General features: G+C 67.5%; 20 protein-coding genes, 1 tRNA gene and 1 pseudogene. 12 read left to right on the plus strand and 10 right to left on the minus strand.

Features of this window, described 5'->3' with window-relative positions; translation table 11 throughout:
- Positions 1 to 180: 180 nt before the first annotated feature.
- The gene (locus P8A20_RS38720; protein WP_147961735.1) at positions 181 to 2,013 is read right to left on the minus strand and encodes an HNH endonuclease; all 1,833 of its coding nucleotides are present in this window, start codon (positions 2,011 to 2,013) and stop codon (positions 181 to 183) included.
- A gap of 422 nt (positions 2,014 to 2,435) precedes the next feature.
- Here P8A20_RS38720 and P8A20_RS18925 point away from each other — a divergent pair, with 422 nt between their 5' ends.
- The 3 genes and pseudogenes from P8A20_RS18925 to P8A20_RS18935 all read left to right on the plus strand — a co-directional run.
- Entirely contained in the window at positions 2,436 to 2,774 is a 339-nt protein-coding gene (locus P8A20_RS18925; RefSeq protein ID WP_147961736.1) for a hypothetical protein, read from the plus strand.
- On the plus strand, positions 2,774 to 3,367 hold the full coding sequence (locus tag P8A20_RS18930) for a hypothetical protein (RefSeq protein ID WP_147961737.1): 594 nt from the start codon (positions 2,774 to 2,776) through the stop codon (positions 3,365 to 3,367). The genes P8A20_RS18925 and P8A20_RS18930 overlap by 1 nt, the downstream gene beginning before the upstream one ends.
- A gap of 170 nt (positions 3,368 to 3,537) precedes the next feature.
- Positions 3,538 to 3,753, plus strand: a pseudogene (locus P8A20_RS18935) (IS5/IS1182 family transposase); the annotation flags it as partial.
- A 67-nt stretch (positions 3,754 to 3,820) separates the two neighbouring features.
- Here P8A20_RS18935 and P8A20_RS18940 read toward each other — a convergent pair.
- Positions 3,821 to 5,140: an NsdA family TPR-like regulatory protein gene (locus P8A20_RS18940; protein ID WP_261988597.1), complete on the minus strand. Its 1,320-nt coding sequence runs from the start codon at positions 5,138 to 5,140 to the stop codon at positions 3,821 to 3,823.
- Between the two features lie 272 nt (positions 5,141 to 5,412).
- On the opposite strand from P8A20_RS18940, the gene P8A20_RS18945 reads away from it, so the two are divergent.
- The 5 genes from P8A20_RS18945 (at position 5,413) to P8A20_RS18965 (ending at position 9,974) form a co-directional block, all read left to right on the plus strand.
- The gene (locus P8A20_RS18945; RefSeq protein ID WP_187282097.1) at positions 5,413 to 5,586 is read left to right on the plus strand and encodes a hypothetical protein; all 174 of its coding nucleotides are present in this window, start codon (positions 5,413 to 5,415) and stop codon (positions 5,584 to 5,586) included.
- Between the two features lie 125 nt (positions 5,587 to 5,711).
- Positions 5,712 to 7,619 carry a nucleotidyltransferase domain-containing protein gene (locus tag P8A20_RS18950; RefSeq protein ID WP_147958690.1) on the plus strand — a complete coding sequence of 636 codons (1,908 nt, stop codon included), beginning with the start codon at positions 5,712 to 5,714 and terminating at the stop codon, positions 7,617 to 7,619.
- A gap of 206 nt (positions 7,620 to 7,825) precedes the next feature.
- Positions 7,826 to 8,734 (plus strand): hypothetical protein, encoded by a 909-nt coding sequence (locus P8A20_RS18955; RefSeq protein ID WP_147958691.1) that lies wholly within the window; start codon positions 7,826 to 7,828, stop codon positions 8,732 to 8,734.
- Positions 8,715 to 9,506, plus strand: coding sequence for an SDR family NAD(P)-dependent oxidoreductase (locus P8A20_RS18960; protein ID WP_147958692.1), 792 nt, complete (start codon positions 8,715 to 8,717; stop codon positions 9,504 to 9,506). The genes P8A20_RS18955 and P8A20_RS18960 overlap by 20 nt, the downstream gene beginning before the upstream one ends.
- A gap of 30 nt (positions 9,507 to 9,536) precedes the next feature.
- Entirely contained in the window at positions 9,537 to 9,974 is a 438-nt protein-coding gene (locus P8A20_RS18965; protein ID WP_147958693.1) for an NUDIX hydrolase, read from the plus strand.
- A gap of 165 nt (positions 9,975 to 10,139) precedes the next feature.
- Here P8A20_RS18965 and P8A20_RS18970 read toward each other — a convergent pair whose 3' ends face one another.
- From P8A20_RS18970 to mobC, 4 genes are all read right to left on the minus strand, one after another.
- Positions 10,140 to 11,309, minus strand: coding sequence for a helix-turn-helix domain-containing protein (locus tag P8A20_RS18970; RefSeq protein ID WP_147958694.1), 1,170 nt, complete (start codon positions 11,307 to 11,309; stop codon positions 10,140 to 10,142).
- Entirely contained in the window at positions 11,296 to 12,090 is a 795-nt protein-coding gene (locus tag P8A20_RS18975; RefSeq protein ID WP_306103909.1) for a hypothetical protein, read from the minus strand. Before P8A20_RS18975 ends, P8A20_RS18970 begins: the two co-directional genes overlap by 14 nt.
- Positions 12,091 to 12,471: 381 nt before the next feature.
- On the minus strand, positions 12,472 to 14,121 hold the full coding sequence (locus tag P8A20_RS18980) for a relaxase/mobilization nuclease domain-containing protein (RefSeq protein ID WP_261988598.1): 1,650 nt from the start codon (positions 14,119 to 14,121) through the stop codon (positions 12,472 to 12,474).
- Entirely contained in the window at positions 14,122 to 14,571 is a 450-nt protein-coding gene (gene mobC / locus P8A20_RS18985; protein WP_306103910.1) for a plasmid mobilization relaxosome protein MobC, read from the minus strand.
- Between the two features lie 2,168 nt (positions 14,572 to 16,739).
- On the opposite strand from mobC, the gene P8A20_RS18995 reads away from it, so the two are divergent.
- Both P8A20_RS18995 and P8A20_RS19000 read left to right on the plus strand, forming a co-directional pair.
- Positions 16,740 to 16,952 (plus strand): excisionase family DNA-binding protein, encoded by a 213-nt coding sequence (locus tag P8A20_RS18995; RefSeq protein ID WP_124277751.1) that lies wholly within the window; start codon positions 16,740 to 16,742, stop codon positions 16,950 to 16,952.
- The gene (locus tag P8A20_RS19000) at positions 16,952 to 18,160 is read left to right on the plus strand and encodes a tyrosine-type recombinase/integrase (RefSeq protein WP_187282098.1); all 1,209 of its coding nucleotides are present in this window, start codon (positions 16,952 to 16,954) and stop codon (positions 18,158 to 18,160) included. The genes P8A20_RS18995 and P8A20_RS19000 overlap by 1 nt, the downstream gene beginning before the upstream one ends.
- A 216-nt stretch (positions 18,161 to 18,376) precedes the next feature.
- On the opposite strand, the gene P8A20_RS19005 is transcribed toward P8A20_RS19000, so the two are convergent.
- Positions 18,377 to 18,450 (minus strand) — tRNA-Gly (locus tag P8A20_RS19005).
- Between the two features lie 465 nt (positions 18,451 to 18,915).
- Between P8A20_RS19005 and dcd the strand changes: the two genes are divergently transcribed.
- Both dcd and P8A20_RS19015 read left to right on the plus strand, forming a co-directional pair.
- Positions 18,916 to 19,491: a dCTP deaminase gene (gene dcd / locus P8A20_RS19010; protein ID WP_147958700.1), complete on the plus strand. Its 576-nt coding sequence runs from the start codon at positions 18,916 to 18,918 to the stop codon at positions 19,489 to 19,491.
- Between the two features lie 6 nt (positions 19,492 to 19,497).
- Positions 19,498 to 19,998, plus strand: a complete 501-nt coding sequence (locus P8A20_RS19015) for a phosphoribosyltransferase (RefSeq protein ID WP_147958701.1) — start codon at positions 19,498 to 19,500, stop codon at positions 19,996 to 19,998.
- 99 nt (positions 19,999 to 20,097) lie between these two features.
- Here the strand turns inward: P8A20_RS19015 and P8A20_RS19020 are convergent, their stop codons facing one another.
- The 3 genes from P8A20_RS19020 to P8A20_RS19030 all read right to left on the minus strand — a co-directional run bounded on the left by P8A20_RS19020 (position 20,098) and on the right by P8A20_RS19030 (position 24,344).
- Positions 20,098 to 21,024 (minus strand): Yip1 family protein, encoded by a 927-nt coding sequence (locus tag P8A20_RS19020; protein ID WP_147958702.1) that lies wholly within the window; start codon positions 21,022 to 21,024, stop codon positions 20,098 to 20,100.
- A gap of 243 nt (positions 21,025 to 21,267) precedes the next feature.
- Entirely contained in the window at positions 21,268 to 23,535 is a 2,268-nt protein-coding gene (locus P8A20_RS19025) for a (Fe-S)-binding protein (RefSeq protein ID WP_306103911.1), read from the minus strand.
- Positions 23,536 to 23,627: 92 nt separating this feature from the next.
- Positions 23,628 to 24,344 (minus strand): sugar transferase, encoded by a 717-nt coding sequence (locus tag P8A20_RS19030; protein WP_147958704.1) that lies wholly within the window; start codon positions 24,342 to 24,344, stop codon positions 23,628 to 23,630.
- Positions 24,345 to 24,594 lie beyond the last annotated feature (250 nt).

A 24,594-nucleotide genomic window follows, 5' to 3' on the forward strand; every position in this document is an offset into this window, starting at 1 on the left:
CTGTGCGTTCCCGTTGATAGAGCCTGAAACCTAGAGCGAAGAAGCGGGCCGCGGTGATCGGATAATGCAGGGTTTGGCCTACAGACTTCGGTCACGTGGTGGGCAAGGATGGACCCCATGAGCCGCTGCTCCGCCGACATGCCCCTGAAGCTGCGTCAGGCTGCTAGCTGTGCTGTCCGCTCACGAAGCTCCAGGGGCTGTGGGGCTTCGCTGTACCGGTGAGGGCAGGGGAGCACGTCCGTGCCGGAGATCTGGCTCCTCAGCCGTCGAGGTGCTTGCTGCCGAGCCTTCCGATCGGCGGGTTCCCTCCCCAGCAAGGAATCGGGCGGCCACGGCCGGGTGAATGAATTCATCTGGGTCGATTCCGATCGAGTCCTTGCTCCACTTACGCCAGTTGCAGCCCTGGTGAGTCAGCTGCACGTTGCTTAGGGTGTCAGCTCCGCCAGCGGCGATGGGCACTACATGGTCGATGGCGGCGGACAACGGGTCCGGCCACTGAGCTGTTTGATCTACCGGGAAGGAGCAGAGTCGGCACCGCCAACGATCGCGTTCGAACACGTCGAGTCGCTCGTATCGCTCCCGGCCGTTGCCTCGGATCCGGGCCCGACGGCGGTTCGCTGCGTCTGCTTGCTGGCGGCGGCGGAGTTCCGGATTTTCGGCCCAGAGTCTGCGACGCGCTTCGTTCCTCCACGCCGGGAGACAGGCATCACAGCGGACCGCCGACAGCTGCTTGGCTGTGATGTCCGCTTCGCAGTCCAGGCAGTGGCGTGTCCCCACGTTTTTTGGGTAGGGCTTTGAGTACTGCCCGAAGTACTCCATGCACGTTTGACTGCACCACTTTCGGCGGGGGCCGCCGAGTGGCTGTCCGAATGATCGGCCGCAACCTGCCGCACAGTAGGTGATCTCATTGGCTGCGGCATCCCTTGCACAGTTTCGGCACCCGATGAGGCGCTGCCCGCGTGTGATGTCGGAGATCTTGACGGTGGTGCCGGTGCCGCAGTCCAGGCACTCGGCAGCTACTGCGAGCGTGGCACGAGCGTAAGGCCCAGCCAGAACCAGACGGAGACTCGTTAGAGCTCTGAGCGCCTCGGACTTGGGCAGAGCGCGGTCCCGGCCGGCTCGGAGGCGTCGGAAGCAGTGGACACAAGAGCCGCCTCGGATCACATTACTGAAGAGCACTGCTGACGCCTCGCCGCAGCTCAGACAGGCGACCTTCACGGGCCGGCTACTGCCTTGGAAAGGCTCCAACACCCGGTAGCCGTTGTTCGCAAACACTTCCGCGACACAGTTCACACACCAGCCGGGCCGCCCAGACGCCGTGTATCTGATACGACACTGGGTGCACTTGGCCCCCAAGGCGTCTCCGTAGAGCTTCTGCAGGCGTCGGTGCCGAGGGCAAAGGCCGAGAGCGGCCGCCGCCTTCGGACAGTCCTTAACATCGCAGCAGCGCGTCTGCCGAGGAGCTGCTCGGTGCAGCGGATCACCGTGCTTGTGCCAGCGCGCGTAGTGAGTACGGCAGTACCCACGCGCGACGACCAGGCCGCCGCAGTCTTCGACAGTGCACTGCTTGAAATCTCCGGTCGAGAGGCGCTCCTGCCGCTTGAGCTTGGCGCGCTTGCCACCTGCCTGTTGGGCACACAGCTTGGAGCAAAACTGTTGCCACGGCATGGACTGTGGTGTGAACACCTGTTGGCAACGTGCACATGTCTTGGTGAGGCCTGCGAGCTTGCGCTGAGTCTTGGCCCGGCGGGTCTCATTTCCCAATTCACGGCGCCGCTCCGTAGCGCACTCCTCGGAGCAGGTTGTGCAGGCACGATGCCGGGTGGAGGGGATACGGCCTGCGCACACTACGCAGACGAAGTGCTTCTGTGGTGGGCGGCGGGTACCGCGCTTGCTCGCAACGTCTCGTCGGTCGCGGCACTCCACCCCGCAGTACTTGGCCTGGGGAGCCCGGTCCGGTGGGATGCTGCCGCCACACCATGCGCAGGTTGATGCCATCTTCTGGTTCTCCATCCGGCTGCTGCGTCGGCTTGGTTCCTGGCAGCATAAATGCCCTGTCTGACAGTGCAGTTGGTCGGGCGGAGGAGGTCGACGAAGAGCTGAAGCGACTGTCACGTTGTGGCACGGCCCTCGTGCTGGGGACTGCTGCACCGATAGGTGACACTTGACGCGGCTTGCTGAGAGGCTGCCTGCAAGGATGTCGCAGTGCCCAAGCCGTATCCGAAGGAGTTCCGCGGGGACCTCGTGGGGGACGCGTGCAACCGCGAGTGGCGTCGCCCCCGCCGGGCCAGCCAGGCTGCGGCCTCTGCTTACCGCATGTGGTGGCACGGTTCTAGCACGGCTGCGTTCCGCCCCGTAGCCACCAACGGAAATTCCCTACCTGTAAAAAATCGCATTGCCCTGCAACGGATGTCCCGCTTCGATACTTTCCTCTCATGGTCAATGCCACTGAAGCCGCAGTTGCAGTAACCGAAGCTGTCGCCGCAGGCGCAGCCACAGGGCTTCTCGACCGCGTACGTGAACGCGTCAGGGCGCTCGTCTCCGGTGCGCCCCGGGAAGTCCAGGACCGGTACGCGGAGGAGGCCGCCGACCATGCGGTCCTGCTCAGGGAGGAAGCTCTCCCGCTGGAAGACATCGCCGCCTACTGGAGGGTCAGGCTCAGTCAACACAACCTGACGGTGGACAACTCGACCTCCACCGTGACCTTCGGCGAGGTGCACGCTCAGACGAACTACAACGTGGGCAGAGACTTCAGCGGAACCATCAACCTCTGATGGGCGACAAGCACCTCTCCTTCCACTCCGGCCGGGACACCCACATCGTGATCAACGAAGTGGCGAAGGAGTTCCCCGAGGTAGCCTCAGCCCTCAACCGCCTGGACGCGAAGGTCCTCAAGGACTTCTCCAACGCGCTTTCGAGCAAGATGAACTGGTCGATGGCCGAGATGTTCAGCCAGGCGGCGAACGGTCTGAGCATGGATGTCCTCGAAGGTTTCGCCAGTACCGTGCATCTGGTGGATTCGAGGCGGCTGGACGAATTCTCACGGGCCGTGAACTATCTGGAAAGCGATCCCGTCATCTCGGACCTTGGCCGGGTCCTGGAGGACATGAAGAAGCTGGTTGAGGACAAGAGTGAAACGCTGTCCCTCATCGCCGAAGCGAACCGAGGGCTCGCGGAAGCGAAGAACTCCCTGGTCAAGCTGGACGTGGTGGCCCTAGCGGAGAGGTATCACTGGCAGCAGGAGCAGGGTAAACGGCAGTACACCGCGAAGCTGAAGAAGCTGGAGCAGGAGCTCCAGGACTGGAAGACTCGATGCATGTACGCGGTCGGCATTGCAGTGATCGCCGCTTTTCTGTTCGTGCGCTGAACGGTTATCTGAAGTCGTGGGCTTGTGCGCGATACGTCCCGCGCGACCAGGCCGTACATCCAATTGCGGTGGCGTCGGGAAGGGCTCCTGATCGGGCACTAACCTCTTGTCTATCGAGAAAACCGCCATGGCCGCCGTCGGCAAGACGTCGTGACGGCCGTCAGTGGCTACCGGGGACCGGACTCGTCATGTCACACCCCACGAGCGTGGCCAGGCAGAGCTGCCGAGCTGGAAAGAAGAGCACAACCGGTCTCACAAGCAGTCCGGGCCCGGGGCGGACACGTGTTCGCCCGAAGCCCTGGAAAGATCCTCCGCGACTGCCGCCTCAGGGAGACGGGGTCCACCCCGCGATGCTCGGCAGCGCCCGCATGCAGAACCCTGCCCTCGTCGATAGGCAGGGGCCGCACGGCGCCCCACCCTGCGGCGGCTCGGCGGGCATTCAAGGGACAACCCTCAGCCCGTGACGCGGGCCGCCCGCTCGCGGAGCTCCTGCGCCTCCGGGACGCCGCCATACCGCCGAAGGCGGACGCGCATGTCCTGAAGGGCGGCCTGAACCTTCACTGAGCGGATGCCGTCGGCGCAGTCGAGGAAGTCGCGCCAGGTGGCCATGGCGCCGTCGACGTCGCCTTGGCGGAGGCGTACGCCTCCGAGGTCGGCGAGGACGATGGCGCGGGTGCGGCGGCGGTCGAGGCCGTGGATGTCGAGGGCGAGGTGTAGGTGTTCCTCGGCGGCGTCGAGGTCGCCGAGGCGGGAGAGGATCATGCCGGATTCGTGGGCCCAGCGGCCCGGGGAGTAGTGGGCGGCCCAGGAGTCGCCGGCTGCGGCGGTCGGCTTGCCGATGGCGGTTTCGGACAGGGCGAGGTGCTTGGTCGCCATGCGGCGGTCGTCGTCCTGGGCGGCGGCGTTGGCGAGGGTGGCCTCGTAGTAGGCGACGGCCCGCGGGTTGTCGAGGCGGTGACCGTACTCCACGCAGGCTTCGCCGAGCTGGACGGCTTCGGCGCGATAGCCGAGATCGACGCACTGCACGGCGAGGCCGCGGAGAGCCGTCGCAGACAGTTCCGGATCGCCGGCCTCCGCCGCCAGGCGGAAGGAGTGGGCGTAGTAGCGCTGGGCGAGGCCGCGCAGCTCTGGGGTGTCGCCCTCGTCCTGCGCCATCCAGCCGGCGAGGTGGACGAGCTGGGAGGTCGCGGCGAACAGGTCGCGGCCGGTGGCTTCGGTGAACTGACCCTCCAGCCAGGGGGCGACGTCTTGGGTGAGGTAGCGGACGGCCAGGTGGCGGGCGTGCCCGCCGCCGAGTTCGGAGGCGGAGTCGCCGAGAGCCTTGACCATGTGGCGTACGGCGGCCACCTCGCCCTGACCGACGCGGACCGCTCCGGGAAGGGCGGTCTTGGTTCGGCGGGTGATGCTGTCCATGTCGGGCAGCCCGAGTGCGGACAGCGCGTATCCGCTGGAGGCGAGGATGAACTCCCGGCGTTCCACGTCGCTCCTTCCCAGGTGCAGGACTGATGCAACGGTATCTGTGTGGGGTGCCGCAGGCATGGGCTCCAGGAGGTTGATCGCCTTGGGATCCAGTGCCAGCACCTGCGCGATATAGGGCCACCAGTGGCCGGGGGTTCGTTCGCCTTCTATCCACCGCCTGGCGTGCTGACGCTGCAGGCGGCGCGGGTCACCGCATTCGGCGAGGCCGAGGGCACGCGCCAACTCCGAGGGGCCCCAGCCGCGTTCTTGGCAGGCCCGCTTGATCAGTTCCGCGACGGCCGGGTTCTTCGGCACCCCGTCACCCCTCCCCACCTGGATTACGCGGGATTACGCAGGACTACATCCTGGGCCCTGTCCCGGTAGTGCGGCCCGTCGTTCACTGAACATCACTCCGCAGATCTCCGAATGGCTCGAATAGGCCCTGTTCAGGGCCTGTTGGCGCCTGCCCGGACACGTTGAGAGGAACCGACGGTGGCCATGCCCCCTGACAATGCACGGACCCGCACGATGCCGCTCTCGCCCCGGACCAGTGCGGCACAAGGCTCCGCCCTCCTACAGGCGGTCCGATGAGCCGCGACCCGCTGGAGACCGCACTGAGCTGGGTGTGGGCGCTGGGCACGGCTGCAGGGCTCGCCGTGGTCGGACTTCTGGCCCACACCGAGCATTCCTCCGCACAGATCCCGTTGGCGCAGCCGACGCTCAGCGGCGAGGACGGTCCGTTGGCCGACGGCCCCGTGTAGGCGTTCCGGCCCGTCCTTGCCTCTCGACCGGGGCGCGAGGTCCGAGACCCATCGAGTTGTGGCCGCAGGGTGCTCACGGCGCCCTGCAGGCGTACCCACTCCGCATCATCAGTGAAGGGAAGCCGATGTCCAGTCCGTACAACAGCGACACGTATCCCCTCCCCGTGTCGGTCGCGTTCAGCGGCCCCGACAACACGGGGAAGACCAAACAGATCGGTATCCTTGCCCGGCGCATGGGCCCGGCCGCGACCTCAGCAGGCCCGCTCGACCACTATGACCCCCGCTGGACCGCCATCAAGGCCGACGGCATGGCCCGCTGGTGGTTCGAGACCGGCCCGGTCGAGGAGGTCGCCGACGTCCTCGCCACCTCCTATCTGGAACGCTCCCGGCACCCCTTCTCCGCGCCGGTGCGCCTGCTGGACCGGGGTATCCCGATGCTGGAGGCTTCCGTCGCCGCGACGGTCGCTGTACGAGACGACCTGGACGCCGCGCAGGCCGCAGACCGAGCCCGACTCCTGCTTGCGCCGTACGAGACCGACCTGCGAGCCGCTGAGGAGAGCGAGCACGCCCTCGTCCTCCTGCACTGCGACGACCCGGAGGAAGGTACCCGCCGGAGCCTGGCTCACGAGGTGACCGTCACCGACATCTACGCGGCGTACCAACGTCACCTCCATGAGCAGATCCACCGCCTCGTCGTCGAGGGACGCTTCCCGATGGCGATCCGCATCAGCAATCGGCCGACCGTCGCCATCCAGGACGAGGTGCGCCGGCGCCTGGCACCCCTGCACCCGGACGTGCCCGGCAGGGCTCTGGCAGGAGTGCACGTCACCGCGCTGGGCGGCATGTCGGAGAGCGGCAAGAGCACGGCCGGCGAGTACCTGCGCACACAGCACGGCCACGCCCGCCTCAAGATCGGGTACCTCATTGAGGACGCGGCCGGGCGGGCGGGGATTCACGACCCGTACCGGCTGGGATCGGTCGTGCAGGCCGAGCTAATCGTGGACGCGCTGGACCGCTTCTGCCAGGCCCACCATTTCCTCGACTCCGTCAGTATCGAGTCGCTGCACGACTTCGACTCGACCACCGAACTCGCCCGGATGCTCGGACCTCACCTCACCATCGCCTACCTGGACGCCTCCGAGGCCACGCGCACCCGGCGGGGCACCGCCGGGGCCCAGGACGTAGCCGACCGCGACCTCGTCAAGAGCGCACGAGGCGCGGACAAGATCGTCTCCATCGCCCACGAGGTCATCGGCAACGACGGGCCGCGCCTGGAGCTGGAGCGGCGGCTGGACCGCATCGCGCTCAACCGCCGCTGGCCAGAGCACCAGCCCTCCACCATGCCGGTCAACGCACTCGGACTCCCCGTGCACCTGGAGTCCTACCTGGCGGAATTTCTTGACCGGACCACCGGCCTGCGCCCGCTGATCGACCTGCTCGCCGTCACCGGAAGCGGAGCCCGTGGCAAGTACCAGCACGGCTGGAGCGACCTCGACGTCCTGGTCGTGGCCGACACCTCCTCCCTCGACGAGATGCGCCAGATCCTCGCGGATCTGGAGACCGAGCTCGGCGGTGTCAAGCTGGGCATGACCGTACTGACCCGCGCCGAGTGCCGGGCCGGCGCCATCACCTCTCGACTGCTTCACGTCCTCGCTCTCATCGGCAGCGGGTCGCTGGTCCCCTTGTGGTCCACCCCTGGCCTGGCTCTGCCCACTCCGGACGCGGCCACCGACGTCGCTGTAAGCCTCCGCGACGGCATCCAGGCCGCCATCGAGATCCGCCGCCAGTTCCTCAAGGGGAGTCCTGACCTCCGCGCCCTGTACAAGGTCACTGCGCTGCTCGCGAAGATTCAGCTCCGTTTCGGTGGGATCGAGTGCCCCTCCGACAGCGACGCCCTCACCGTCCTCCTCGACGCCACGCGGCAGGACACGAGCCTGATCACCACCGCTCGCACCGAGCCGCTCGCTGCCGAAGCGCTCGCACTCCTCGTTCTCCAGGCTTGGCTGGACACCCTCCCCGGGGAGACGCGGTGAGCGCGAACGTCCGACGGCCCATGGCAGCAACGGGTGTCTTCCATAGGCCGGTAGCGAACCGGGAGCGGGCCGAAGTCGAGGCGAAGGGATGGGCACAGCTCTCCTCCCGCATCGCGGTTCCGGCCCTTCACGGGCAGATCGCGTTACCGGACAGACAACTCCTAGCCTACGAGGACGTTTTCGCCAACGGCCGGTGCGAACTGTTGATGGGCGATGTGATCGCCCTCGCCGACCGCGATTCGGCCGTCCAGCCCCGTCTGGCCCGCCTCGTGGACGGGGTCTGCGCCGACCTGCGAGCAGCGGCTGAGGAAACCGGGAGGAGCGTGCCGTTGGTCGAGTGCGTCCCGGACCTCTACCTCGAACGCATTCGCCCCGGTAGCCGACTCGACCGCTGGTATCTGCGTCGCGACTTGTCACTTGCCCTGCCCCACACCGATACGACCCTCAGCCTCCGGGAACTGGCTGGCTTCACCCTCACTGCCAACGGCATACCGCTGACGTTGAACGTCGCCGACACCATCGACAACGTCCGCCTTGCCCTGGCTCCCGATCGCCGCAGGCTCGCCGTCCTCACACAGGGCGATCCCACGGAGCCCAACATCGCCGACCCGCTGTGCTGGCTCGACTTCGAGTTCGCCGGGCGCAACACCATCGCGGGCGAGGCCGCCAACCTGCTCTGGTACCTGATGGCCCTGGGCGGCTGGCTCGTTCCCCGCTACCAGCCCGATGTGTACGCCCGCACCCTCCGCCTCGCCCTGCCGCCCCTGACCCGCCCGCGCATCGAGCACCTGGAACTGCACCGGCCCAGTCGGCACATCGATGTCCGATACTCCTGGAACACCGGCCCCGGCCGCGCTGCGGCCATCACCCGTGTCCTGGACGGCCTTCGCATGGAGAACGGCAGCGGCCTGGAGGAGATCCGTGCCTTTCTCGCCCTGCGCGTTCTCGGAGTCATCCCGCCCTCCCGGCTGACCGGGCACGACCTTCTGCTCGTCCTGATCAAACTCGCCGAGAGCCAGGACCCGCACACGACGCTCGACACCTTCTTCACCACCGCACCGGCCCCGCACCTCCACCCCGGCGAACGGAGCAGCAATGTCCCTGCCCCTGCTTGAGACTCCTCTCCAGACCCGGCCGCTCCAGGGCCGCATCGCCCTGGTCACCGGCGGGGCCACCGGCATCGGGGCCCAGATCGGACGGGCGCTCGCCACCGCCGGAGCAACCGTGGCGGTCAACCACCTCGGCCAGGACCCCGACGCCCACGCCCTCCTCTCCGACTTCGAGCGCGCGGGCAGCCCTGGGATCGCGGTGAGCGCCGACCTGACTGATCCAGGCAGCGTCCAGACCATGGCCGGCCTCGTCCGCGCCGAGATCGGACCCGTCGACATCCTGGTGAACAACGCTGGTTCCTACCCCCGCGTCGCCTGGCATGACACCGACGAGACCGCTTGGAACTACTCCCTCGACGTGAACCTCACCGCTCACTACCGCACCTGCCACGTGCTCACCCCCGGCATGATCGAGCGCCGCTGGGGCCGGATCGTGAACATCGGCAGTGTCAACGCCCGCGCCGGCCGGACGAACCTCGTCGCGTACAGCACCGCGAAGGCCGGGCTGCTGGGGCTTACCCGCTCTCTCGCCCGCGAACTGGGCCCGTACGGAATCTGCGTCAACACCGTCATGCCCGGGGCCATCCAGGTCGAGGCCGAGAACACCCTCCCCGCCCAGCACCGCGCGCGGCCGGAAGACCAAATCAAGCGCCAGTGTGTCCCGCGCCGTGGCCGGCCTGAGGATGTCGCGGCCCTGGTGGCGTTTCTCGTGGGCCCCTCCGCCTCGTTCATCACGGGGCAGTCCGTCCACGTCGACGGCGGCTGGCTGCTGCACTGAGACCACCAACAAGCAAGGAGACAAACCGAAATGATGGAACGAGTCCGCGCCGTCCTCGTCACCGCAGACGACACGATGCTGGTCATCCGCCGTACCCGGCCCGGCATCCCCGAATACTGGGTCCTGCCCGGCGGCGGCGTCGAACCCAGCGACGAGTCCCGGGAGGCGGCCCTCCATCGGGAGATCCACGAGGAGATCGCGGGGAAGGCCGACATCATCCGCCTCCTCCACACGATGGAGTCCGACGATGAGCGGCAGCTCTTCTACCTCGCGCGCATCGCGACCTGGTCCTTCGACGATCGCACCGGTCCCGAGTTCAGCGCCGAAGGCCGCGGCGAGTACGCGCTAGAGGAGATTCCGTTGACCACGGAGGGGCTCGACGGTATCGACCTCAAGCCCGAGGAGATCACCCACGTCCTATGGGGAGCCATCAATGCGGGAAGCCTCGGAGTCGAGGCATCGCTCTGAACCTCTGAGTACGTCAGCACGCCATCAGGGCCGACTCTGAGATGAGTCGGCCCTGATGGCGTCCGTACGCGCTCCGGGCTTAACGTCGCGCCTTGATTTCGCACGTCCTGGGCGTAGTAACGGGAGCCGAGCCCCGCCCGCGTCTCCTCAAGCCGAGCGGCGCTGCTACTGGACCAGCCGGAGCACCGGCTTCTGTTCCTGAACGTCCAGCAGGTTCTGCACCCTCTCGCTTGTCCACGCCAGCTCATGAGCCAGTCGGGAGATCGATAGGCCAGCTTCGCTGGCAGCCAGCTCGAAGGCCCGGCCAAGCAGCGAAGGCCGTTCACCAGGGAAGTTCGAGACGGATTCGGCGGTGAAGCCCGGCTGGCCGTCGAGAGCGCGTAGACGCTGGTACGTCCGGCTGGCGGTCGCGTCGGAGATCAGCCCCAGCTCGCGGCATCGGTAGACGAGCGAATGGAGGGAGACTCCCCAGACCCCCCTGAGCTCGGCCAGGCGTGCAAGATCCATTCGCCGAGGCAGGAACGACAGGATGCTGTCCTGGGGGGTCAGGAACTCGGCGGCGAAGGCATCAGCCTGCTTCTCCTGACGGCTGTCACCGGTGGCATCGGCGTGAAGCACGAGGTGGCCGAGCTCATGGGCAGCTGTGAACCTGTGCCGGTAGATGTCGTCGGCCCGGGCGGCGGTCAGAACGACGAGTGGCCGTGCTGCGCGGGTGGAGAAGGCGTCCACGCTCGCGGCGGAGGGATCGCTGGCAGGCGGCATAACCACCACGATCCCGTGGGCCTCCATCCGCCTCACCAGATGCGTGACAGGGCCGTCGCCGAGGCGCCAGCGCTCGCGGAGCTCACGGGCAGCGGAAGCGGGGTCGGTGGACAGCTCTTCGCCAGGATGGACCTCCCCGCCGGCGAATCCGGGCAGATCGACGAGAGGCAACTGAACCCGCTGTTCCAGCGCGTACGTGAGCTCCCAGACCTGCTCGGCGAACGCGAGCGCACGTTCCCGCTGGGACTTCGGTGTGCTGCGCAGGCTTCGGAAATGCGCCATGGAAGCGTCAAGCCGATTAGCCGGCCTCCCCAGCAGGAAGAACGTCACGGGAACCCCGAGGACCTCTGCGAGCCGGGGGATCAAGTCAGGTCGTGGCTTCGACACCCCTGTCTCGTACTGCCCCACGGCTGCAGGCGTCACCCCGAGCCCGGCCGCCACGTCCTTCTTCGTCATCTCCGCCAGACGGCGAGCTTGCGTCACCCGGGTGGGATCGAAGAGGTCGTAGACGGCGCGGGGCGTGACGCCTCGTTCTTCCGTACCGGGAATGAGGTCTTGCTTAGTGGGTCGCATCGTCTTCGCTGCTCTGGTCCTCAATGGGTTCTGCCTCGGTCTGCACGGGTACCTGCAGGGCTTGGTCCGAGGCGGTACGAGAGGACAGCGTAAGGGTGGGTTCGAGTCCTTCGGCGAAGCCGGTGTGTGCCGTGACCTGGCCCGGAATGCTGATCGGGCGCAGCGTGTACGAGGTGACCTCCTGAGGCAGGTGGAGCGGCTCCGGATCGGTTGCCCACTCCAGCTGCCGGTTCATCCCGAGCGCCGCGATGCCCCAGTACGCCTCAAGGAGCTCGGAGGCGTTGCAGGCGAAGGGAACCAGAACCAGCTGGGTGCCCTCCGGGACTGTCGCCAGAGCGCCGCGCGGCTCGGCGATCGGGACGGCCGGCCCGAAGTCGAGGTCGAACGGAACCTGAGTGTGCTTCGGCGGCGGTGCGAACGTGAAGAGTTCCCGCACCAGCCGGGACCGGCTGGGGATGCGTGCGCTACGTACGTCCGACTTGGTGTTGGAGTACCGGAACGGGTAGATCAGCCCCTTGCCGATAAGCATCAGCTCGTACGAGAAGCCGAATGGCTTGACCGCGCGGGCGCCAGGAACCTGCTTCAGTTCGTCCTGAAGCCGCTCGTACTGGTTCTCGTACCGGCTGGTGCCGTAGACGCGGGTGGTGCGGGAGCCGGCTTGTTCCTGCGCGGCCTGTGCGTTGGCCTGCATGTTGCGAAGGCCCTGCCCGACGCGGCAGCGTGTATCTGCTGCTTGCTCGCCGAACACGTCGGTCGTCCACAGTGACGAAGGCATACTCATGCGGACGACTCCTCGGGTCGGACTACGCATCGAAGCATTCCAGTTCGGCTTTGACTTTAGTTGATGTCAAAGATTTTGCACAACTGCTTTGGTGCTCGGCGTTTCTGTTGCCCATTCGTCACTGGCGTGCCCCGAGGAGGTCGTGGCGCGTGGAGGAGATGCTGGGCCATTGAGCATGGGTGCTGGAGTCTGTGCTCCCTGCCCGGGAGCTGTCTGTTCCCTGAAGGAACAAGGCAGGCGTTCCCTGAGTGAACGCCTGCGCCGTTCCCTCAGGGAACGGCGCAGGCGTGGTTGAACTTGCCTCGACCGGCTGATGGCTGCGTTCCTCTGGCCCAGACCTCTCACAGGCGGCGAGCCAGAGTGGGCTCCTCGGGGTGAGGTTCAGCGCGTGCGGCGCTGCAAGCGGGTGTTGATCGGGCGGTAGGCGGCCGACGGGGATGCCGGGGCGCTGCTGGTGGTGCCAGCGGTCAGGTCGGCGAGGCGGTGGAGGCGCCAGGTGAGGACTTCGCTGAGGCTGGTGGCGGTGTCGGTTTCCTTTCGGACGGTGGCTTGGGTGAGGAGAGCGGTGGGCTTGTGGCCGACGGCTTCAGCCCGCGCGAGGGTGGCGGCGAGAGACGGCCAGCCGGGCTCCGCGAGAATCTGTTCGGCCAGCTCGGGAAGAGCCCGGCGCAGTGTGTTTTCCTGTCGGCGACGCAGAGTCTCATTCAGCCGTCCCCCGCGCTGCCGAAGCGTGGTCAGGGGCTCGGTGGCGGTGGCCCGGTAGGCAGTGCGGAGGTGCGTGACGGTCTGGCGGGCGGCTTCAGCCTGCTGGTGGTGTTGCCGGGTGCGATGCCAGTGCTGCGCGGCGATGACCGCGAGCAGGAGGGCGTCGAGGACGATCGTGAGGAGGGCCCCGTCTTGCGGGGCGGGCTCGCGCAGGACCGCCTTCACCGCGCAGCGGGTGGCCTGGGCCTGCTGGTGCTGGGCGGGGATGCGAGATCGGGCGGCGCGCTCGAAGACGGTGGCGGCTTGGACGAGCTGTGGCCGGAGGCCGACAGGGGCTACCAGAGGGAGTGCGTCGAGGGCCTCGGCGAGGACGGTGATGTGGGCCTGTCCTGCCTCGTCCTCGTCGTGGGCGAGGTGGTCAGGGGTCTGGTCGACGGCGACGGCGAACCGCCGCCAGGCTGTGGTGCCAGTCTGCTCCGTCAGTTTTGTCTCGGTGGCTGTCAGGCGTTCGGCGATCTTGGGATAGGAGAGGTCGGGGGCGAGGGTGGAGCCGGAGAACCACACCGGCTCGCCCTGGGCGTTGGTGTCATGGCTGAGTGCGACCTTGTAGCCGCGGACGTCGCCGGACGGGAAGTACTGAACGTCGACGAGGGCACCGGTCCCCTCGATGATCTGGAAGAGCTCCGCTGCGGTCGTGGCCGCCGAGACCGCTGTGCGGACGATGGTGCGCAGGTGCTCGCGGGAGGTGCGGGCATTGCCCGTGCGGCGCGCCTTCTCCTGCTCGGCGCGGGTGGGGCGTTTGGCGGCGGTGTGGTCTCCGCGCGGAACCTGGCGGAGCCCGTATTCCTTCTCGATAGCCACGAGTTCCTTGTCAGCGCGCAAGAAGTCGTTCCAGTTCCGTGCTGGGCGGAGGTCGCCTCGGACCTTGGTGGCGACGATGTGGATGTGGTCTTCGGCGTGGCGTACGGCGACCCACCGGCAGGCGTCGGGGTCGCCGTCCGGAGCGATGCCGGCGGCGTTGAGTACGCGGCGGGCGATGGTGGCCCACTCCTCGTCCGACAGGGCCCGGTCCTCGGGTGCGGCCCGGACCGAGCAGTGCCACACATGTTCCTTCGGCGCCTTGTCCCTGGCCTGCTTTACGCGTAGGTCGAGGGCTGTGGTGAGTTGGGCGAGGGTGGCCTCCGAGTCACGGCCGGGGTCGGGGGCGAAGCCGTCCCACGAGGCGATGAGGTGAGGGTCGGTGTGCTCGTTGGCACGGCCGGGTCCGTAGAGGTAGTTCAGGACGCCGCGGGTCTTGTGGCCGGGCTTGACGATGTTCGCGATCAATCAGATGGCCCGGTGCTGTGTGGCGGCCACGTCGGCGGCGATGTCGATCGTTGTGGCTGCCTGGCGGGCCAAGACCAGAACCCGCGCGGCCTCCGTCAGCACCGTCTTGTCCCCAGGGTGTGGATCGCCTCCCGCGTTGAGGCGGTGGGCGATCTGGTTGACGTTCGTACCGATCCGCGCGACCTGCGTACGCAGCGCGGCCAGCTCGTCTATCAAGTCGTCCGTCACAGTGCGCCGGTCGGGCAACGCGTAGTCGCCGTGGAGGTGGGCCATGACCAGGGCCCCGACGAAGTGAGCGCCGGCCAGCCCGAGCCGATGTGCCTCGGCCTTGATCTCGATCTTCTCCTCCGCGCTGTAGCGGACATCGACCCGCTCGGTGCGCTGGACGCCCTGGCGCGCACGACGGCTGGCGACCCGGTGGAGCGCGGCCTCTTCAGTGGCCCGCACCACGCCGTCGTTCGTCCTGGGAGCGCCCTCGCTCCCAGGTATCCCCGCCACCCCTGGGGCGGGCACTGCGTGGGACCGGCCCTTGGACGGTCCAACGTCATACCTTGCTCCGCCTGGTGCCTGGGGGCGTGTTATCTGCCGTCGCGGTCTGCTGGGGGGTTCGTGCTGCGCGCCGTGCATGGGTCTCTTTCCGAAGTGGGAGTTGGGGGTCGTACGTTGACCGGTGTTCGGCCCTGGACGGTTGCGTTGGCCAGGACTCGGTCAGGGCCTTCGTGGGTGAGGGGCCACCGGGACGGATTGCTGCATGGACCACGTCATTGATCTCGATTTGGCCGCTGCCGAGTTCACCGCGCGTCTCGGACGCCATCGGCATGAAGAGCGATGTCGGTACGAGGGACCTGGGCACGGTCGTTGCACACGCGGTGGGGACCGACTGAGTCGGCTGCCGGTCCCCGCTGGCTTGGTCCCGCAGCTCGGAGCTCTGAGGCGTGAGCTCGGGGGCCGACCGTATGGCGTAGACGGGCCGCACTGACCTGCGGTTTCCCTGCCTCTTCGGGGACCGGTCCCCGAAGAGGCAGGGGACGAGAAGGAGCTTGGTGGGGACCGGTCCCCACCTGAGTCGGGGACCGGTCCCCGACTGCCCGTCAGGGGGACCGTCCCCAGAAGACCGAGCTGTGCGGGGACCGGTCCCCGTTGTCCCCGCACTTCGCGGACCGGCCGTACAGGCGAGGGCGCTACACCGTCGGGACCGGTTCATCGAGGGCCGCCAGCAGAGCTGCCAGGTGCGCCTCCGGCCGGGTCATCTTGGCGCTCGCTGACCCGCCACTGGGGCTGGCGGCTGAGTGGCGCGCTACTGGGGCGGGGCTCCGCTCGCGAGTGATCCATGCTCGCCAGTCGGCACCCCACGCGGCACCCGAGCGCGGAGACCCGTCGGCCCGGAAGGCCCGCCACTTGTCATCCGCCACTCGTACGCCCTCCTCGCCGAGGCGGGCGAGGTGCCCCTCGCTCCGCAGCCAGGATTCGCTGCCTGCGTCGATCTGCCATTGAGAGGCGGGGATGGGTGCACTGCTGCTGTACCTACTGGTTCCTATTGGTTCACTTCTGTTCTGGGGGTCAGATTCCGTTCCCCCGAGGTGCCGGATTCCGGCACCTCCCGGGGTTGGATTCTGTACCCCGGGGTCGGATTCCGCCCCGACCGCATTGCTGCCGGAGGTATCGGATTCCGCTACCTCGGGGGTTGGAATCAGGCCCCCTTGATGGGGCGGGTTTCCACCGTCCGCGGTCATGAAACGGGCGGCTTCGGGGAGGCGGTAATACGTTTCTCCGCGAGGCCCTTTGCGTCCGTCGAGGCGGACTATCTCGCCGCTGGCGACCAGTTTGTCCAGCGCGTCCCGAACGGCGCTTCGCGACGCGTTCGCGCGGCGCATCAGGGCTGGGACGGAGGCGTAGGCCGTGCAGGTGTGGTCGATGCAGCGATCGGCGATCAAGGTGAGGACCATGCGGGCAGTGCCTTTACTGAGGCTGTGGTCCCATACCCAGACGCGGGCATCGTGGCTCATGGTTCGGCGGCTCCTCGAAGCAGGGGGTGGCGGCGGTGGCTGCGAATCGCGCGACGGCGGTGCTGCCGTCGAACGGAGCTGGCGCACCGAAGGCCGATCCGGGCGGCCTTCATTTCAGCGACTGGACCAAGAAGGAAGCCACATCGCCTCGCGCAAGTCCAGGGTTACTTCGCACAAAGGGAGCAGCCGACGGCGAACGCCGGTGGAACGCGGTCCAAAAACGATAGACCCGAATCGGCCGTTCACCAAGAAGTTCGTGCCGGTGGTGCCCGTGACCGATCCGCCTTTGGCTTCAGGTCAGCAAAATGTGGGCCGGATCCCCAACTCCGGTACTCCCGAAATCTGCTGGGAGTCGAGGCAACATAGACGCACATCGCCGGTTAACCAAACCGGCGATGCAGAGGTATCACTACGGGACGCCGAAATAGTCCCAGCGGGGGCAGCGCGATAGCTCGACGCGGTCGCGATGCTCGTACGCCTGCCTCAGCGGGCGTGCCCTCGCATGGGCGCATCGGTTGTTGACCCGCCGCCTCGTAGAAGGAACACCCTTGCCCCGACCCGCAGTGATCACTACCCCATGGCTCGTCGACACCTGGGAGGAGGCGGTCTCGAATGGCTGATCGCCTTCTCGGCGTGGCCGAGGCAGCCGAACGTCTCGGTGTCGGTGAGCGATTCATCCGTCGCCTCGTCTCCGAGCGCCGCATCCGGTACGTCAAGGTCGGCAAGCACGTCCGCATCTCCGACACCGCGCTGGACGCTTACGTAGAGGCGCGTACGGTCGAGCCGGTCCGTACTCGCCGCTCCGGGTTCAGGGCTGCGGCCTGATGGCCCGTCCGCGTCAGAAGGCTCCGCGCCGCACGTTCGGAGCGATACGACAACTGCCCTCGGGGCGATATCAGGCCCGCTACCCCAGCACGGCCGATGACACCCTGCGGCCCGCACCGGAAACCTTCGAGACCAGGCGCGATGCAGAGGCGTTCCTCGTCCAGGTCCAAGCGGACCAGATGCGGGGCGACTGGCTCGACCCGACCGCCGGCGAGGTCTCGTTCGCCGACTACACCACGCGCTGGATCGCTGAGCGCGGCCTCGCCCCGACCACTGCTGAGTTGTACCGCCGGCTGTTCCGGCTCCACCTGGAGCCGACGTTCGGCGAGATGAACGTCAACATGATCAGCCCCGCTCGGGTCAGAGCCTGGCGGGCGGAGCGGTTGTCCGCCACCGGTGCCACCACGGTGGCCAAGTCGTACCGGCTCCTCAAGGCCGTGATGGAGACCGCAGTCGAGGACGACATGCTGCGCAAGAACCCCTGCCGTATCCGTGGGGCAGGTCGCGAGGACGCCGACGAGCGCCCCGTGGCGACGGTCGAGCAGGTCTTCGCCGCGGCGGAGGTGATCGGTCTGCGCTGGCGCCTCATGGTTCTGCTCGGTGCCTTCGCCTCAATGCGGCCCGAGGAACTCGCCGAGCTACGTCGCCGGGACGTGGACCTTGACGCCGGCACGCTCTGGGTTCGCCGTGCTGCACCGGAGCTCAACACAGGTCACCGCGTGGTCGGCGCTCCCAAGTCCCGGGCGGGCCGACGAGAGATCGTGCTGCCGTCCTTCCTCCACGAGGACGTCCGTCGGCACCTGGAGTGGTTCGCCCAGCCGGGGCCGGACGGGCTCGTCTTCGTCGGCGAGAGGGGGGCGGTACTGCGCGGCACCACGTTCGGCCGCAAGTGGCGCAGGGCCCGGGACAAGGTGAGGCTGCCCGAAGGCTTCCGCTTCTACGACCTGCGGCACACGGGCAACACGCTGGCGGCCGACACCGGTGCCAAGCTCAAGGACCTCATGGTCCGAGCCGGCCAGTCATCCGAGCGCGCGCAACTGATCTATCAGCACTCCACCAAGGAGCATCAGCGCAGGCTCGCCGCCAACATCGATCTCGACGTGCGCCGCCAACAGTCGGCTGCAGCCTCGGGGCGTGGTGGGGCGACTGTTCACCCGCTGGTGCCACGTCCGCCCGGACCATCCGCCCCACGGGCTGCGCGGCGTTGATCGCGCAGGAGCAGCAGTCCGCACCATGGGTGTGACGCAGGGCACTTGGAAGGGATCTCGCGATGCGGGACCCGGTAGTGGAGCGCTCGCCCTGAGGGGTGACAGATCCACTATTGATGCAGATGGGAAGGGTCGTTATGGCACGCGAATGGCACGAGCCCTAAAAATGGTCTAGACAACAAACAAGGCCCTGGTCTCCGACCAGGGCCTTCGTCATGGAGCGGGTGACGAGAATCGAACTCGCGCTCTGAGCTTGGGAAGCTCATGTTCTACCATTAAACTACACCCGCGAAGCGCGCCGATGATCGGCTGTGCATCGTCCCACACTGTACCCCATCGCAGACCCCCGGCGTGTTCGCCGTGGGGTCTGCGTGTCGTTGCCGGGGGTGGACGCGGGTGTGGGTGGCGGGAGTTGAGGGCGTAGCGTGGGTGGGCGGAGTGCCGCCTGGAGTGGCGTCCTGTTCATCCCCTAATGTGGCGGTCTCGTCCATAGCTGGTTGGGGAAGGGACTTGATGGAGTCGATGGAGCGCACCGTCGTCCGCTGTGCCGAAGGGCACGTTTTCGCCGCGTCGTCGTTCCCGATGCAGCAGCTCGGGTCGCAGCGGATCGGGCCCGGGCGGCTGATCCGATGCCCGCGCTGTGCTCGGTTGCGGCAGGCTGTTCCTGTGGCGTTCGAGGAGCGCTAGAGCAATGACGCAGACGCGCGGGGCGGTCCGGTTGGGGGCGACTCGCGCGTTCTGCGTATCCTCGGTGCGTGCTTCTCTCAGATAAGGACCTCCGGGCCGAGATCGATGCCGGGCGGGTTCGCATTGACCCGTTCGACGCGTCGATGGTGCAGCCCTCGAGCATCGATGTGCGGTTGGACCGCTACTTCCGGGTGTTCGAGAACCACCGCTATCCGCATATCGATCCTGCCGTCGAGCAGGTCGACCTGACCCGTCAGGTCGAGCCGGACGGTGACGAGGCGTTCATCCTCCACCCGGGGGAGTTCGTCCTGGCCTCGACGTACGAGGTCATCTCGCTCCCCGACGACCTTGCCTCGCGGCTGGAGGGCAAGAGCTCGCTCGGGCGGCTCGGCCTGGTGACGCATTCCACCGCCGGGTTCATCGACCCCGGTTTCTCGGGACACGTCACACTTGAGCTGTCCAATCTGGCGACGTTGCCGATAAAGCTCTGGCCGGGAATGAAGATCGGGCAGCTGTGCATGTTCCGGCTGTCCTCGTCGTCCGAATTCCCGTACGGATCCGAGCGTTACGGATCGCGTTATCAGGGCCAGCGAGGGCCTACCGCCTCGCGTTCCTACATGAATTTCCATCGGACACAGGTGTGATACGGCATGGCTGGTGAAGCGCGGGAGAACCTGACGTACGAGGCCTTCGGGCACGCCGTACGTGAGCTGGCACAGGCGGTGGCCGACGACGGCTTCGAGCCGGACGTCGTGCTGAGCATCGCGCGCGGCGGGGTGTTCGTCGCGGGCGGTCTGGCCTACGCCCTGGACTGCAAGAACATTCATCTGGTGAACGTCGAGTTCTACACCGGCGTCGGGACCACGCTTGAAATGCCGGTCATGCTGGCCCCCGTCCCGAACGCCATCGATTTCACGCGGAAGAAGGTCCTGATCGCCGATGACGTCGCCGACACCGGCAAGACGCTGAAGCTGGTCCGCGACTTCTGCATCGACCACGTGGCCGAGGTGCGCAGCGCGGTCATCTACGAGAAGCCGCAGTCGCTCGTGAAGTGCGAGTACGTGTGGAAGAAGACCGATCGGTGGATCAACTTCCCGTGGAGCGTGGAGAAGCCCGTCGTGCGCCGTGACGGCCAGGTCCTCGACTCGTAGTCGTCGACCGCAGGCCGTGGACCGCGGGTGCGGACGCGGACACGGGAAGGGCCCCGGTGCTGTGCACCGGGGCCCTTCCGCACGTCGGACCTGGTCGGGTCAGATCGTGCCGAGCTTGATGATCGAGAGCAGTGCGATCAGCTGGATCGCCGAGGCGCCCAGGGCCTTCGGCCACGGGAGGTCGTGAGACTTGCTCACCATGGAGGTGAAGAGCGCTCCGGCCGCCAGCCAGGTGATCCAGCCGAGGATCTGCACCAGGGAGTTCTCGCCGCCGAGGAACAGGGCGAAGACCAGGCGGGGTGCGTCGGTGATCGACATGATGAGCATCGACAGGCCCACGGTCGGCTGCCAGGCGCCGGTGCCGCCGAGCTGACGTGCCAGCGTGTGGGTGACGGCGCCGAGGACCAGCCCGCCGATGACGAAGCCGACCCCGGTGAAGATCACGTACGGGGCGGCCGTCGAGACCTCCGCGTGGATCGCCTCGTCACGCGCCTGGTCGAAGCCGAAGAGCGCGAGCAGTCCGTAGATGAACGTGACGGCGATCGCGGTGCCCCACACGGGGTAGTCGCGCATCTGCCAGAACGTCGGTCCCGGCCGCAGCACGATGCCGCTCAGCAGCTGCTTCCAGTGCAGTCTGGGCCCCGAGGGCTGCGCGGGGGCCTGGCCGGCCTGGTAGGTGTTCCCGTCGCCGTACGGGTCCTCGTGGATGCTGAACGCCTGGGTGTGACCCGGGGCGTTGGCGTACGGGTCGTGCTGCGACGGCTGGTGGTGCGGGTCGCCGAAGTACTCCGGTTCGCCGTGCCCGCCTGTGTGTCCGTTGCCACCCCCGTGTCCGTTGCCGCCGTTCCCGCCGCCGTACGGAGCGCCCTGGGAGCCGCCGTACGGCGCGCCGCCACCTCCTGCCGGAGGCCACGACTGCCCGCCGTACGGCGGCGGTGATGCCGGTGCGCCGTACGGCTGTTGCTGCTGCGGGTGTTGTTGCGGTGTGCGGTTGTCCCGGCCGCGTCCGATCCTGAATCCAGCCACACGTCGAACGTACCTGGTCCGTGCGGGTGCGGTGTGGGGGCCGGGGGAACAAGGGCCCATTGCGGCCTAGCTGTGACATCCCCTAGGGGGACCCTGGGGGGTCTGCCCCACCCCGGGAGGGACGCCGACGGCCTCCCGGGACGGCTGGTGGCGGCCGGGAAGGGCCGGAGCGGCTCCCTGAAAGACCGGAGCGGCCGGTCCTGCCCCCGAGGCAGGTCCGGCCGCTTCCGTGGTGGGAGACAGCTACTGGACGGGTTCCGGTTCCGGCTGCCCGGCCGGCTCCTCGTCGCCCGCCGGGTCGGCGGGTGTCTTCACCGACTCCAGGAGCAGCTGCGACACGTCGACGACCTGCACCGACTCCTTCGCCTTGCCGTCGTTCTTCTTGCCGTTGACCGAGTCGGTCAGCATGACGAGGCAGAACGGGCAGGCCGTGGAGACGATGTCCGGGTTGAGGGAGAGGGCTTCGTCGACGCGCTCGTTGTTGATGCGCTTGCCGATCCGCTCCTCCATCCACATCCGCGCACCGCCGGCGCCGCAGCAGAAGCCGCGCTCCTTGTGGCGGTGCATCTCCTCGTTCCGCAGACCCGGAACCTTCGCGATGATCTCGCGCGGGGGCGTGTAGATCTTGTTGTGACGGCCCAGGTAGCAGGGGTCGTGGTACGTGATCAGACCCTCGACCGGTGTCACCGGGATCAGCTTGCCCTCGTCCACCAGGTGCTGGAGCAGCTGCGTGTGGTGGATGACCTCGTACTCGCCGCCGAGCTGCGGGTACTCGTTCGCGATCGTGTTGAAGCAGTGCGGGCAGGTCGCGACGATCTTCTTCGCGGACTTCGCCTTCTTGGTCGAGTCGTCCTCGTCATCCTCGCCGAACGCCATGTTCAGCATCGCGACGTTCTCCTGGCCGAGCTGCTGGAACAGCGGCTCGTTGCCCAGGCGGCGGGCCGAGTCACCCGTGCACTTCTCGTCGCCGCCCATGATCGCGAACTTGACGCCCGCGATGTGGAGCAGCTCCGCGAAGGCCTTCGTCGTCTTCTTGGCACGGTCCTCGAGGGCGCCGGCGCAGCCGACCCAGTACAGGTAGTCGATCTCGCCGAGGTCCTCGACGTCCTTGCCCACGATCGGGACCTCGAAGTCGACCTCCTTGGTCCACTCGACGCGCTGCTTCTTGGCGAGCCCCCAGGGGTTGCCCTTCTTCTCCAGGTTCTTGAGCATCGTGCCCGCCTCGGACGGGAACGCGGACTCGATCATCACCTGGTAGCGGCGCATGTCGACGATGTGGTCGATGTGCTCGATGTCGACCGGGCACTGTTCCACGCACGCACCGCAGGTGGTGCAGGACCACAGCACGTCCGGGTCGATGACGCCGTTCTCCTCGGCGGTGCCGATGAGGGGGCGTTCGGCCTCCGCGAGGGCGGCCGCGGGAACGTCCTTGAGCTGCTCCTCGGTGGCCTTCTCGTTGCCCTCCATGTCCTTGCCGCCGCCGGCCAGCAGGTACGGGGCCTTGGCGTGCGCGTGGTCGCGCAGGGACATGATCAGGAGCTTCGGGGACAGCGGCTTGCCGGTGTTCCAGGCGGGGCACTGCGACTGGCAGCGACCGCACTCGGTGCACGTCGAGAAGTCGAGGAGGCCCTTCCAGGAGAACTGCTCGACCTGGGAGACGCCGAAGGTGTCGTCCTCGCCCGGGTCCTCCCAGTCGATCTCCTTGCCGCCCGAGGTCATCGGCAGCAGCGCGCCGAGCGAGACCGCGCCGTCGGCGTTCCGCTTGAACCAGATGTTCGGGAAGGCGAGGAAGCGGTGCCAGGCGACACCCATGTCGGTCTTCAGGGCGACCGTGATCATCCAGATGAAGGAGGTCGCGATCTTCAGCCCGGCGAAGAAGTAGGTGAGGTTCTGGAGCGTGGAGACGTCCATGCCCTCGAGCCAGGAGACCACCGGGTACGAGATGAAGAACGACGCCTCGTAGCTGTCCACGTGGTGCTGGGCGCCTTCGAGGGCGTGCAGCATGAAGATGCAGACGCCGACGATGAGGATGACGGCCTCGACGAAGTACGCCTGGCCGAAGTTGGAGCCCGCGAAGCGGGACTTGCGACCGGGCTTGTCCGGCCTGCTGAGCTGGCGGATCACGATCAGGACCGCGATGCCGAGCACCGTCATCGTGCCGATGAACTCGACGAAGACGTTGTACGGCGCCCACTCGCCGACGATCGGCAGCAGCCAGTCGGCCTGGAAGAGCTGGCCGACGGCGTTGACGATCGTCAGCAGCAGCGAGAAGAAGCCCACCGCCACGAACCAGTGCGCGACACCGACGATGCCCCAGCGGTTCATGCGGGTGTGGCCGAGGAACTCCTTGGCCACGGTGACGGTGCGCTGCACGGGCTCATCGGTGCGGGTGCCTGCGGGCACGTTCTGGCCGAGCCGCATGAAGGTGTAGATCTGCAGGAGGGCGCGGGCGAAAAGTGCCACGCCGACCACGATCAGAACCAGCGACACGATGATCGCGGCGAGTTGCATTTGGGGGCTCCTCGGGCCTGCGAGGGTGGGATCCAGCGCGTACAAGCGATTACTAAGCAGTAACTTAATCAGTCTGTGCTGACACTATCCACTTATTCCGCCACGCTGTAGCCGGGCAGTCGGTGATCTGTGTCGCTCAGGTGAGCCTTTCCCGGGAGCCGCAGTCCGCGTACCGCCGCCTGGAGGGCGATGTGCGCGGAGTGCGCCAGGATCGCCAGGTCGAGCCCTGTCCCATGATGCTCTGCGTAGTGCGCGTCCAGGAGGGCGGGTTCGTCCCAGGGCATTTTGGAGCGTGCCCTGACCTGGGCCAGGCCGGTCAGCCCCGGCCGCAGTCCCTGCCGCCACCGCCCGGCGGCGCCGAGGGCGGCGGTCTCCCCGGGGGTGAGCGGCGCCGGGCCGACGAGGGCGAGATCTCCCCGTACGACGTGGGGCAGTCGGGAGAGCAGGTCGAGCCGGAACCGCCTGGTGCGCAGCGAGCGCAGTTCGAAGGGGTGGCCGCCGAGACCGACCCGCATCTCGCGGCTCAGTACGCCGTTCCTGTCGCCCGTCCTGTCGCCCTTCCTGGGGAGGAGCGGGCGGAGTGCCAGGGTCAGGGCGCCCAGGGCGAGCGCCGGGGTCGCCAGGAGCAGGAGCGCCGAGCCGAGCACCAGGTCCAGGGTGCGCTTCATGGTCATGGTCCCCAGCGCTCCGGCGGCACGGTCCGCCGCCAGGGCGAGACGCCCGGCCGCCGCGGCCGCCGGTGAGGCGCCGGCCCTCCGTGGGGTGGGGCGCCGTCCGCCTCGTGCCGCAGTCTGCCTCGCGTTCCGCATTGCACCTGCCCGGAGTCGATGACGTGACGGTATGACCGTCTCGATGCATTTTGTGACAGAACGATCCCACGGTGCGATGGTGGGTGGGGTGTGTGCGGCGCGCCACGCTGGGAAGGTGTCGCGGGTCCCGGGGTCGGAGCGGCCTCCCGCCGCCGCTTCCGGTGCGCCGTCGTGACCACTCGAACATAAGAAATGCCTGATCAGGGCAAGTGTGAGCACATAAGTTGAGCGTAAGTGGCTCAGGTCCTTT

The sequence above is a fragment of the Streptomyces sp. Alt3 genome (assembly GCF_030719215.1).
In the GTDB taxonomy this organism is placed as follows: Bacteria; Actinomycetota; Actinomycetes; order Streptomycetales; family Streptomycetaceae; genus Streptomyces; species Streptomyces glycanivorans.

Coding starts and splice junctions, on each gene's coding strand:
- P8A20_RS18975 (WP_306103909.1), bottom strand. CDS start 12,090: ATGAGTATGCCTTCGTCACTGTGGACGACCGACGTGTTCGGCGAGCAA.
- P8A20_RS18965 (WP_147958693.1), top strand. CDS start 9,537: ATGATGGAACGAGTCCGCGCCGTCCTCGTCACCGCAGACGACACGATG.
- P8A20_RS18945 (WP_187282097.1), top strand. CDS start 5,413: ATGAGCCGCGACCCGCTGGAGACCGCACTGAGCTGGGTGTGGGCGCTG.
- P8A20_RS18925 (WP_147961736.1), top strand. CDS start 2,436: ATGGTCAATGCCACTGAAGCCGCAGTTGCAGTAACCGAAGCTGTCGCC.
- P8A20_RS18955 (WP_147958691.1), top strand. CDS start 7,826: ATGGGCGATGTGATCGCCCTCGCCGACCGCGATTCGGCCGTCCAGCCC.
- P8A20_RS19015 (WP_147958701.1), top strand. CDS start 19,498: ATGGCTGGTGAAGCGCGGGAGAACCTGACGTACGAGGCCTTCGGGCAC.
- P8A20_RS38720 (WP_147961735.1), bottom strand. CDS start 2,013: ATGGAGAACCAGAAGATGGCATCAACCTGCGCATGGTGTGGCGGCAGC.
- P8A20_RS19000 (WP_187282098.1), top strand. CDS start 16,952: ATGGCCCGTCCGCGTCAGAAGGCTCCGCGCCGCACGTTCGGAGCGATA.
- P8A20_RS18950 (WP_147958690.1), top strand. CDS start 5,712: ATGTCCAGTCCGTACAACAGCGACACGTATCCCCTCCCCGTGTCGGTC.
- P8A20_RS19025 (WP_306103911.1), bottom strand. CDS start 23,535: ATGCAACTCGCCGCGATCATCGTGTCGCTGGTTCTGATCGTGGTCGGC.
- P8A20_RS18970 (WP_147958694.1), bottom strand. CDS start 11,309: ATGCGACCCACTAAGCAAGACCTCATTCCCGGTACGGAAGAACGAGGC.
- P8A20_RS18995 (WP_124277751.1), top strand. CDS start 16,740: ATGGCTGATCGCCTTCTCGGCGTGGCCGAGGCAGCCGAACGTCTCGGT.
- P8A20_RS18960 (WP_147958692.1), top strand. CDS start 8,715: ATGTCCCTGCCCCTGCTTGAGACTCCTCTCCAGACCCGGCCGCTCCAG.
- P8A20_RS19030 (WP_147958704.1), bottom strand. CDS start 24,344: ATGCGGAACGCGAGGCAGACTGCGGCACGAGGCGGACGGCGCCCCACC.
- P8A20_RS18930 (WP_147961737.1), top strand. CDS start 2,774: ATGGGCGACAAGCACCTCTCCTTCCACTCCGGCCGGGACACCCACATC.